The organism is Pseudomonas endophytica (assembly GCF_001411475.1).
GTDB lineage: Bacteria > Pseudomonadota > Gammaproteobacteria > Pseudomonadales > Pseudomonadaceae > Aquipseudomonas > Aquipseudomonas endophytica.
In genome coordinates this window covers 1-8,418 of record NZ_LLWH01000058.1, presented here as the reverse complement: position 1 = coordinate 8,418, position 8,418 = coordinate 1, and the positions used below count along the sequence as shown (strand labels likewise).

Annotated in this window: 14 protein-coding genes and 2 pseudogenes; 2 read left to right on the top strand and 14 right to left on the bottom strand. The window is 54.6% G+C overall.

Annotated elements, in window-relative coordinates:
• Positions 1 to 293: pseudogene (locus tag AQS70_RS05830) on the bottom strand (hypothetical protein); the annotation flags it as partial.
• 74 nt (positions 294 to 367) lie between these two features.
• A complete protein-coding gene (locus AQS70_RS05825) occupies positions 368 to 613 on the bottom strand; it encodes a hypothetical protein (RefSeq protein ID WP_055101959.1) in 246 nt (81 codons plus the stop codon).
• A gap of 103 nt (positions 614 to 716) precedes the next feature.
• Between AQS70_RS05825 and AQS70_RS05820 the strand changes: the two genes are divergently transcribed.
• On the top strand, positions 717 to 1,355 hold the full coding sequence (locus AQS70_RS05820; RefSeq protein ID WP_156355029.1) for a hypothetical protein: 639 nt from the start codon (positions 717 to 719) through the stop codon (positions 1,353 to 1,355).
• Between the two features lie 49 nt (positions 1,356 to 1,404).
• Here AQS70_RS05820 and yejK read toward each other — a convergent pair whose 3' ends face one another.
• A complete protein-coding gene (gene yejK, locus AQS70_RS05815) occupies positions 1,405 to 2,409 on the bottom strand; it encodes a nucleoid-associated protein YejK (RefSeq protein WP_055101957.1) in 1,005 nt (334 codons plus the stop codon).
• Positions 2,410 to 2,508: 99 nt separating this feature from the next.
• On the opposite strand from yejK, the gene AQS70_RS05810 reads away from it, so the two are divergent.
• Positions 2,509 to 2,760 carry a hypothetical protein gene (locus tag AQS70_RS05810; RefSeq protein WP_055101956.1) on the top strand — a complete coding sequence of 84 codons (252 nt, stop codon included), beginning with the start codon at positions 2,509 to 2,511 and terminating at the stop codon, positions 2,758 to 2,760.
• A gap of 57 nt (positions 2,761 to 2,817) precedes the next feature.
• Here AQS70_RS05810 and AQS70_RS05805 read toward each other — a convergent pair whose 3' ends face one another.
• The 11 genes and pseudogenes from AQS70_RS05805 to AQS70_RS05755 all read right to left on the bottom strand — a co-directional run.
• Positions 2,818 to 3,156 carry a hypothetical protein gene (locus AQS70_RS05805; protein WP_055101955.1) on the bottom strand — a complete coding sequence of 113 codons (339 nt, stop codon included), beginning with the start codon at positions 3,154 to 3,156 and terminating at the stop codon, positions 2,818 to 2,820.
• A 69-nt stretch (positions 3,157 to 3,225) separates the two neighbouring features.
• Complete coding sequence (locus AQS70_RS05800) at positions 3,226 to 3,702, bottom strand: hypothetical protein (protein WP_055101954.1); 477 nt, start codon at positions 3,700 to 3,702, stop codon at positions 3,226 to 3,228.
• A complete protein-coding gene (locus AQS70_RS05795; protein WP_055101953.1) occupies positions 3,699 to 3,941 on the bottom strand; it encodes a hypothetical protein in 243 nt (80 codons plus the stop codon). Before AQS70_RS05795 ends, AQS70_RS05800 begins: the two co-directional genes overlap by 4 nt.
• Positions 3,938 to 4,705: a lambda exonuclease family protein gene (locus tag AQS70_RS05790; RefSeq protein ID WP_055101952.1), complete on the bottom strand. Its 768-nt coding sequence runs from the start codon at positions 4,703 to 4,705 to the stop codon at positions 3,938 to 3,940. Before AQS70_RS05790 ends, AQS70_RS05795 begins: the two co-directional genes overlap by 4 nt.
• The gene (locus AQS70_RS05785; protein ID WP_055101951.1) at positions 4,702 to 5,652 is read right to left on the bottom strand and encodes a recombinase RecT; all 951 of its coding nucleotides are present in this window, start codon (positions 5,650 to 5,652) and stop codon (positions 4,702 to 4,704) included. Before AQS70_RS05785 ends, AQS70_RS05790 begins: the two co-directional genes overlap by 4 nt.
• A 7-nt stretch (positions 5,653 to 5,659) precedes the next feature.
• A complete protein-coding gene (locus AQS70_RS05780; RefSeq protein ID WP_055101950.1) occupies positions 5,660 to 6,856 on the bottom strand; it encodes a coiled-coil domain-containing protein in 1,197 nt (398 codons plus the stop codon).
• A gap of 43 nt (positions 6,857 to 6,899) precedes the next feature.
• Complete coding sequence (locus tag AQS70_RS05775) at positions 6,900 to 7,409, bottom strand: zinc-finger-containing protein (RefSeq protein WP_055101949.1); 510 nt, start codon at positions 7,407 to 7,409, stop codon at positions 6,900 to 6,902.
• 123 nt (positions 7,410 to 7,532) lie between these two features.
• Complete coding sequence (locus AQS70_RS05770; protein ID WP_055101948.1) at positions 7,533 to 7,769, bottom strand: hypothetical protein; 237 nt, start codon at positions 7,767 to 7,769, stop codon at positions 7,533 to 7,535.
• Positions 7,769 to 7,990, bottom strand: a complete 222-nt coding sequence (locus AQS70_RS05765; protein ID WP_055101947.1) for a hypothetical protein — start codon at positions 7,988 to 7,990, stop codon at positions 7,769 to 7,771. The genes AQS70_RS05770 and AQS70_RS05765 overlap by 1 nt, the downstream gene beginning before the upstream one ends.
• Positions 7,987 to 8,172: a hypothetical protein gene (locus AQS70_RS05760; protein WP_055101946.1), complete on the bottom strand. Its 186-nt coding sequence runs from the start codon at positions 8,170 to 8,172 to the stop codon at positions 7,987 to 7,989. Before AQS70_RS05760 ends, AQS70_RS05765 begins: the two co-directional genes overlap by 4 nt.
• A pseudogene (locus tag AQS70_RS05755) lies at positions 8,169 to 8,418 on the bottom strand (hypothetical protein); the annotation flags it as partial. The pseudogene AQS70_RS05755 and the gene AQS70_RS05760, both read right to left, overlap by 4 nt.

The following is an 8,418-nucleotide window of genomic DNA, read 5'->3' as shown; positions in this document are numbered from 1 at the left end:
AGCCGCTGCAACCGCTCAAATGATGCATGCAAATGCCAGACTGGCACGCCGCGAAGCGCCTCTGGCCACTGCCGAACAAGGTCGTCGTTGGCCTGCTCGTCGCCGTCGATAATGTCCGGAATGAGCGCCCAAGTGAATCCGGGATGTCGATGCCAGTCTTCGACCCAGCGCGTGTAGCCTTCGACGTCTACCTGCCCACCCTTTTTCCACACAGTGAACGCGCCGTTATCGAAAACAAACGATTTGCACACATCTGCGACAATCCCAAGATCGTCCTTACGCGGGAATGGCACCAGGGCGTGCCGTCCAGCTAAAAACTTCGCAGCGTCCTCCCGCCTACCCCCGACCGGTGTTCCGTGATAATGGATCATCCGCTGAGCCTCACTGTTTCAATCTCAACGCCTTGGTGTGTGGCAGTGATTGTTTGATCGCCACCAAGACACTTGGCCAGGTCATCGGCGATTTGCTCGTGCCAGCCTTTCTTGATCAGCGCGGTTGCCGTTTTGATGTGCTCGACATGAATCATGATCGTAGACTTAAGTTCGAGGCGGTAAATGATCACTTCGCCGTCTGCGGGGCATACCGCTGTGAATGAGTGCCGATAGATATTCATAGGGGATCCTCGCCAGTGGCGTGATTCAGTTATTTGGAGTATTAATTGATTTTTTTGGGGTGTGTAGATGAGGTGGGGTGATTCAGTAGTTTGGTTTGGGTGCGTGCTCCTATTTTTCGCTGGTGCTGCTTGGAGCGGCGTTTTGCCTAAAGCAGATTTTTTTGTGGCCAAAGACATTCATGAATTGGCCGAAACAGGGGCCGCTATTGCTACGATCTTTGCAGTCGTTTTCGGTCTCAGTGCGTGGAAGAAGCAGTTGCGAGGTCAGTCTGATCACGAACTGGCCCGAAAATTATTACTTGAGACTGAAAGATTGAAAGCGCAAGCGCTCGTGATAACCAGAACCGCAGATAACTGTAAAAACAGTTCGAATCTTCAAAGTGCTGATTGGAGTGTCTTACAAAAAATATTGAGTATTCTGCGAGCCGATTTAGCAAAAAGTCATGAGTGTCGAAGTAATATGGAGGCGATTCTCATTGAGGCCGACGTTATGTGGGGCGATGAACTACGAATGTATTACAGTGAGGTTTTAGAGCTGTTTGACATGTGCCAACTCTATATTCAGAGCAACTTAGATTTTCTTGATGATACAGAGATCGACATGGAAGGTGACGATCTCTCATGGATTGAGAATCGTCTCTCCGAAGGTGGTTGGAATCTAGATGAACGCAAGAGGAGAGAACGCATTTCAATACTTCTATCACAAGCCACCGGATATCTGAAAGAAAAGCTGGTGTCCTGAGTGCATTGAGTGGCTGCAATCCAAGATGGGTAATGCCTATCAATAAGTATCAGCCAGAAGCACGCTTGAGCTGATCAGTGAGCTGCGTTGGCAGCCCGCGCACCGTCAGCGTTCCGGCCTCTTTGTCGAACTCGATCTTGGAGCCCAGCAGGTGCTGCTCAAAACTGATCGAAAGTCCCTCAGCACGTCCAGTGAAGCGTCGGAACTGGTTCAGCGTGCGCTTATCCGCCGGAATCTCCGGTGACAGGCCATAGTCCTTGTTGCGGATGAAGTCATAAAAGGCTTTCGGGCGGTCTTCGTCGATCAACTCTGACAGTTCGTCGAGGGTGATCGGCTCGCCGAGCTTGGCCTGAGCCATTGAGTAACTGACCAGCGCCTGTGTCTTCTCGCGGGCAGATTCTTCCGGCACATCTTCGCTCTCAACAAAGTCGCTGAACGCCTTGAGCAGGGTTCGGGTTTCACCCGGTCCGTCTACGCCTTCTTGGCAGCCGATGAAGTCGCGGAAGTACTCCGAGGACTTCTTGCCGGTTTTGTCTTTGATATATGACACGTACTGGCGTGAGCCTGGGTTGTTGCGCCATTCCGACAGGTTGATCCGGGCAGCCAGAGTGATGCTGCCGAAGTCCACGTGCTTGGAGGTCGTGACAGTCAGGTCAGCATTTACCGTGATGCTCTCGCTATGCTGGAGTAGGGCGACAACCAGGTAATCCGTTAGGCCTTGTTGGTAGTGCGCGAACAAAACGTGGCCACCAATGGAAAGGTTTGATTCTTCCATCAGTTTGGTCAGGTTCTCGACAGCGATTTGGCTGAATTCGATGAAATCGCCACCGTCGTAAAAGCCCTTCAGCCAGCCGCTGAAAGGGTAGGCGCCTGACTCATGGTGGAAGAAACCCCAGCCCTTGCCCTGTTTGGCGTTGTACGCCTCGTTGAAGTCGTTCAGCAGGTTTTCAGTGGCCTGCGATTCGATCAGTTCCGCACTGCTGATATGCAGAACAGCAGGGGAGCCGTCTGGCTTTTTGTCGATCTGGTGGATGATGCTGTGGCGAATAGGCATGGGTTTACCTTCAGGGTAGGATTAATCTTCAACTCCGTAACGGCAATTTAGGCTCAATTACGGTATCTGTGAGTTTTAAAATTATGTGCGAGGGCAAGGATGAATAACGCTCAGAAAAAGCTTGTTGAGAAGACACTAGGGGTCATTGGCTGGGTCGCTGTTGCTGTGTTTGGCGTGATTTTTCTGTACGCGCTTTTTTCTTTTTTTACAGATGACTGGTACACGACCAAGCGATTCCTTTCGGAGCTTTTCGATCCTGAAGAGGCGGCATTCATAGTTTGGCCGCCGCTTGTATTCGGACTATGTCTTTTATGGGTTCGAACTTTTATTCGCGCAGGCGGTACCGATTAAAGTGCGGAAATGAAGTATGTGAGTTTTCGTTGACCATTATTTGTTATTTGAATGACGCTAATCGCCCGAGCTTTTAGGCTCGACTATTTCGTCACCGGGATCTGCGAGAAGCTCTTTCAGGCTTTCGTTATGAAAATCGCGCGCCACATTTTCGCTAATCAGGATTTCGTGGCGCGGATAGCTCAAGAAAGCTTTGAGCTCGTCCTCTTCCATCAAGTCCATTTTCATGACCGCGATCTGCAACACTTCACTGATTGTTGTGACCTTGCTTCGGGCGCGTATACGGCCCATGGCCTGCTCGATACCCGGTCTGACCTTGTGCCGCAATTCCTTCTCGGCGACCGTCCGGCGCTTCTGCGCAGCCTTGGCCGATCGCTCTTGAACAGTCTTGGCCATGGCCTACCTCTTCAATTCCACTGGCCGGCAAGTCCAGCCAGGTCTGTCGTTTGCGTTGTTGGATGCGGGTTATGCGGCGCATGAATCCACCTTCTGCTGATTCCAGGCGCCTACCGCCTCAAAGATCCGCGCCGCGTGCGCCTCATCCAGCGATATCACTTCCGGTATGGCGATCCAGCCAGAAGCCACCATCTGGTTTTGGTTGGCCGATTCACGCAGTTGCTTGTAGCAATGCTCGATCACTTCCTCTAGGTGGTCAGAGAGGTAATTGCCGTCTGGCGCTACCTCAATCGACTTGCTGTAGCGATCACCGCGGGCGTCTAGGCAAAGCACGCTGAGGTAGATCGTCCAGCGGTGCGGGATGCCGCAAACGGCCTGGCCGATCTTTCCGGGCGCGACGTTCTTGAGCGACTTGTAATTGATCATGCCCTGGCGACCGCTGGGGTCGATGTTCACCACCGCGACGTGATTCGTGGAGAGCAGGGCGCGGCACGATCGCTCGATTCGCACCTTGAGGTTGTGAGGCTTGCGCTTGGTTTTACTCATAGCGAGTCCGCCATTTTGCGAAGCGTCCGGCGCTCAGCCAATGACAACCCTTTGGGCTTTCGTTTGAGCACCGTTTCAGGGTCGATTCTGTTTGAGCGGGGAGGCGGAAGAGGGTTGCGCGGCTGGCTTTTGAGTTGGGCGATCTGCCCACCCGCTGCAATGAACTGAGCTACCTGGTCTGATAACGCCTCGGCTCGTTGCCGCTGTTGTTCAACCAGATTGAGGTGGTTGCTGATCATGCGGCCTTGCTCCTGAGGGCTTTTTCATACCCATCGACCAATAGCTTGAACTCCCACAGATCCTCTTCAAGCTTTTCGATGTAGTCGTCGTCGCGCTCGAACTCTTTCCACCAGAGCTGGCGGCCTACAGGCTTTAGTAGCGGGCAGTACATCCCAATGTGCCACCACTTGCGGCCAGTGATCCACATGCAGCCTTGCACCTGGTCGATGACATCACTGGCGTCGTTATCAATGTGGAAGGCGCGGAGCTTGTCGGGAGCGAGGAAGCACTTGTATTCCGAGCCGCCGTCTTCGCCGATGAAACCGTCAGCGCTGGCGCCAAACACGCCATCATCCGTCTTCACTAAGCCGACCTGAGTTACGATCAGCCCGGTCTGGATTTCGTGCTCCATGCGCGCCTCGGGCTCCAGTTCGTGCCCTCGGCGCATCTGCCAAGTTTCGAACCCGCCATCAAGTGGTGCACCGCCGATACGCTCGACAGCCAGTTCAAAGGCGTAGGTAAGGGCTGTGTTTGATGGCTCACCAACTGTTTCGCCGTCCAGAGCGCGCTGGACGACCTCGGCTTTTGGGCCAGCCTTGTAGCCGGCCAGCGCCATAGCTGTAGTCTCGCCTTTGCCGGCAAGCATGGCGTCGACGTACTTGCGCTGCTGAGCATTCAACCCGTTCACCTTAGAGCGAGCGGTACTGAACATGCTGGCCGTGATTACTCCGGCGCGGGCTTGCAGCCACTCAGGCGAGCCCTGGGTGCAATTAACAATAATCATGCGCTCACCTCTTCAAATTCGACTTCTTCGTTAGCAGGATCAGCCTGCTGCGCCGCTTTAAGCTCCTCGCCGCGCGCTACAACGACCGTTTTGAATGCTTCGTAGGAGGCCGGGTCTTTGGCCTCTCGAATCGCTTCAACTCCTGATTTCCAAATTTCGGTTAACGCCTCACGTGTTATTGCTGCATTGGCGAGAGCAATCCATTTTTCAGCCAAGTCGTAATTAGGTTGCGGCACGGCAGAAACCTGTTTAAGCCCTTCATCAGTTTCGGTGTTCAGGTAATGAATTGCCTTTTCCAGCCGTTCGGTCTTGGGCCAATACTTGTAGGCCTGCTTTACACAAGTTTTCTTCGTCATTTCGCCGGGGTCTGTAACCCACGGGCAAATTTTCGAATTGTCTTTGACGTAAGCTTTCCAGGCTTCGGATCGGTCACGAATAGCGATAACTTCTGCCATGCTCATTGGATGAGTCAGGTAGTCGCCATCGGCTGTCTTGATGACTACATACACACCAATGACATGCCCTCTGTCCGGGGCAAATGGCTTGGTCTTGTGTGTGGGCGGTTGGTCGACACCATTGAGCTCAAACGTATCGCTCTCATAGACCAGCTTGGCCTGACCCCATCGGACGGAGCCGGTCGACATAGCCAAGTCCATGAGGCCCATGTAAGAGATATCGAGGCATATCTTCCCCTTGCGCGGGACGAAATAAGCTTGTTTTTTGGCGGGGTTCAGGCTCAGGCCGATAGAAGCAATGTTCGTGACGGCATCAATAACCGCTTGGCGGTTCTGTAAAGCGACCCTGAGGGTGTAACTGTTCCCCTCAAGAATTTGAATGGCGAAATTTGCTTCACGGTCAAAGTTCAGGGATGGCTCTGACTGAACAGCTAAAAACTCATCACGACAGGCATAAATGTCTTGCGTGACAATTGCCAGATCATTGCTCATAGCAACCTCAGTATGTGATGGTGATCGCCGGGATTTTGCGCTGAGCGATCAGCGTAATGGCCTGGCGGGCGCAGTCCTCAGGCATGCCTGCGGCAATGAAAGCGTCCAACGCAGCACGGTTGATTTTGGCCTTATGGGCTTTGTCGGCTTCACGGGCTTCTGCCTGGCGGCGTTCTTCATCCGCTGCCGCTTGCTGGCGGGCGACCTCTGCTTGGCGCGCACGCTCGACCGCTTCTTCTTGGCGGCGTACAGCATCAAGGCGCTCCTGTTCGGCCCGTTGCTCGGCGGCAATGCGATTGGCTTCGGCCTGTTCCATTTGCTGCTTGTGGCGTAGCTCGTCGTCGATCTTCTGCTGAGCAGCACGCTGCTCAGCCTCAATCTTTTCCCGCGCAGCTTGGGCGGCGGCACGTTCAGCGTGCTCAGCAACCAGCTTTAGCTCCATTTCGCGGCGCTCAGCTGCTGCCTTGGCATCGGCTTCGCGCTTTATTGCTGCATCACGCTCGGCCTGTGCGCGCTGCTCGGCTTCCACACGTGCACGCTCAGCAGCAGCGCGGGCAATCTCTGCATCGCGGTCGCGCTGCGCCTGTGCTTCTGCTTCTGCACGCAGTCGCGCCAATTCAGCCTGTTCAGCTTCGTATTGAGTACGCTCGGCCAGTAGGGCGCGAAGCTTGGTCAAGGACAGGTCTTTTGCCTGTGCAGCCTCAGGCAGGAACTCTTGCCAGCTATCGTCGATTGTGATGGTTTCCAGATCAGCAATTACACCGGCAACGGTGACGGCTTGCGGCGTGGCGTCGAAAAGCGCCATGTCCCTAATTTTCTGGATGCCGTCGTTGTGCTTATCAACCCGGGCGTCTTCTGCTTTCTGCCAATCATCCAGTGGCTTGCGGACTTCTTTCTGCCACAGCTCCAGCGTGTCCCAGACCCGCTTGCGTTCGGCGTCGATCTTCTTTGGGATTTCCTTTTGCTCAGCCGAAACCTTTTTCCCCATATCATCTAGGGCGGTTTTCGTTTGGGCGATTTTGTAAGCCATTGAAGCGTATTGCTTGCGACCTTTAACGGTTGCCAGGTCAGGCAGGCACTGATTGAACGCGTCCACTTCGGCGCGAACTTTTTGCAGCCAAGGCTCAAGGCCGTTTGGTGTGCTGTATACGGCGAGAGCGGTTTCTTGCGCTGGCACGACTGCCAGTTCGGTATGTGCGGACATGAGGAATCCCTGCCGCGATGCTCGCAGCGGTAAAAGGTTTGGTTTATTGAGCTTTGGCGAATGCCTGAGCCATTGCGGTAGGCGGGGCAGCCTGTTTAACGGCCTTCTCGGCGGCGAGACATTCAGCGTGGTCAAACCACCCGAAATGGCATTTGCCGATCTCAATGCCCATTTGGCCGGCCAGCCACTGATAGGCGAGCGTCCGGGTTAGGCCTGCCTTTCGCATATGGTTGTGAAAGGCTGTCTTGCTGCGATTACGAACTGCCCGGAGCTTGTCGTCTGCGAGCGTTCCGAGAGGAATGTCCGTGTCCGGGTGCAGGCCCACATATGCCCGGCAGTCATCACAGAGATAGGCATAGGGCCAATCCCCGTAGCTGCGCCCGTTGTAGATTTCAGAGTTGCACACCAGGCGCACTTCACCATTGCAGTAGCGGCAGGTTGTTGGAGCAGGGATTGGATTCTTGACGCGTTTAAGTGCGCGACGGCTGACGTGAGGCATCGGAGCGGGCGCAGCAATGCGCTCGGGGGCGTTAGCCCGAGGATCGATTGGCATGATGGGTTACCTATTGAGTGATTCGGTCAGCGAAGGCGCTAAGCAGCATCAGAAAGCTGCAGAAGGAAAGGGCAGAGAATGAGCCGCGCCAGATGAGTAGGCGCCGGGCGCGTTGGTGGGTGGTCATGGCGAACACATCGGCAGGCTGCCGTAGCAGTAGTAGCGCACCTCGGTGCCATCGTCGTAGTTCACCTCGCCTTTGGCGCCGCAGCCGCAAGTTTCCGTCTCAGGCTCATCCTGCTCCAGTTGCTCGTCGCGCTGGCAGTTCGTGCCACCACAGTGCGGGCACTCGGTGTGGGTCAAGTTGCTGAATGGACCGACCCAGCGAATGCCAGGCTGATTGCAATTTCCGCAAATCATCACAGCTTCACCTCATAAGTGACTGTCCACTCGCCGCACAAGCAAGCGCGCTGGCTCCAGGCGTGAACGTTCTCTATAAAACCCTGTTCAGCAGCGCGCAAAGCGTCTTGCCAGTCGCGCCCCTTGAAGACCATCAGTACGCGGTCGCTTGCTGGGCTGGTACTGGCTGACAGCTCTTCAAGCTGCTCATCAATGAGCGATTTAACCGGGGCTGTGCTCACGCTGCCTCCTTGCGCGCAACCTTGTTCAGTCGTGCGCAGTAATGTTCGAATTCAAGAAGAGTGATTGACCGATCAACAAGAAATTCGGCGATCATTCTTTGAGCGGCCAGCGCTTGATCGGGCGTGCTTGCGGCATGCTCCAAACTCTCAAGCGCTTCGTTGATTATGATATGGGCGCTCATAGCTCACCGTCCTCGGCTTGGGCGATCAATGCGTCATCGACCAAGGGCCTAAGTAAGGCTTCGGCAATTTCGCCAAGCTTTCCGTGTAGGTGGTTGCTGGGGCCGAGCAGTTCAGCCGTAGCCACCTTGTCAGACCGTCCGCAGTTATTTGCGATTAGTAGGCGCCCAAGGGATGGCGTGGGAACTTCACAATCTGCCAGCCGGTTGTTCACATACTCATCTGCGACTGAAACGAGATCTTCTAAA

Bases quoted from the DNA above. Each gene is read 5' to 3' on its own strand.
- AQS70_RS05825 (WP_055101959.1), bottom strand. From the start codon at position 613: ATGAATATCTATCGGCACTCATTCACAGCGGTATGCCCCGCAGACGGC.
- yejK (WP_055101957.1), bottom strand. From the start codon at position 2,409: ATGCCTATTCGCCACAGCATCATCCACCAGATCGACAAAAAGCCAGAC.
- AQS70_RS05810 (WP_055101956.1), top strand. From the start codon at position 2,509: ATGAATAACGCTCAGAAAAAGCTTGTTGAGAAGACACTAGGGGTCATT.
- AQS70_RS05805 (WP_055101955.1), bottom strand. From the start codon at position 3,156: ATGGCCAAGACTGTTCAAGAGCGATCGGCCAAGGCTGCGCAGAAGCGC.
- AQS70_RS05800 (WP_055101954.1), bottom strand. From the start codon at position 3,702: ATGAGTAAAACCAAGCGCAAGCCTCACAACCTCAAGGTGCGAATCGAG.
- AQS70_RS05795 (WP_055101953.1), bottom strand. From the start codon at position 3,941: ATGATCAGCAACCACCTCAATCTGGTTGAACAACAGCGGCAACGAGCC.
- AQS70_RS05790 (WP_055101952.1), bottom strand. From the start codon at position 4,705: ATGATTATTGTTAATTGCACCCAGGGCTCGCCTGAGTGGCTGCAAGCC.
- AQS70_RS05785 (WP_055101951.1), bottom strand. From the start codon at position 5,652: ATGAGCAATGATCTGGCAATTGTCACGCAAGACATTTATGCCTGTCGT.
- AQS70_RS05780 (WP_055101950.1), bottom strand. From the start codon at position 6,856: ATGTCCGCACATACCGAACTGGCAGTCGTGCCAGCGCAAGAAACCGCT.
- AQS70_RS05775 (WP_055101949.1), bottom strand. From the start codon at position 7,409: ATGCCAATCGATCCTCGGGCTAACGCCCCCGAGCGCATTGCTGCGCCC.
- AQS70_RS05770 (WP_055101948.1), bottom strand. From the start codon at position 7,769: ATGATTTGCGGAAATTGCAATCAGCCTGGCATTCGCTGGGTCGGTCCA.
- AQS70_RS05760 (WP_055101946.1), bottom strand. From the start codon at position 8,172: ATGAGCGCCCATATCATAATCAACGAAGCGCTTGAGAGTTTGGAGCAT.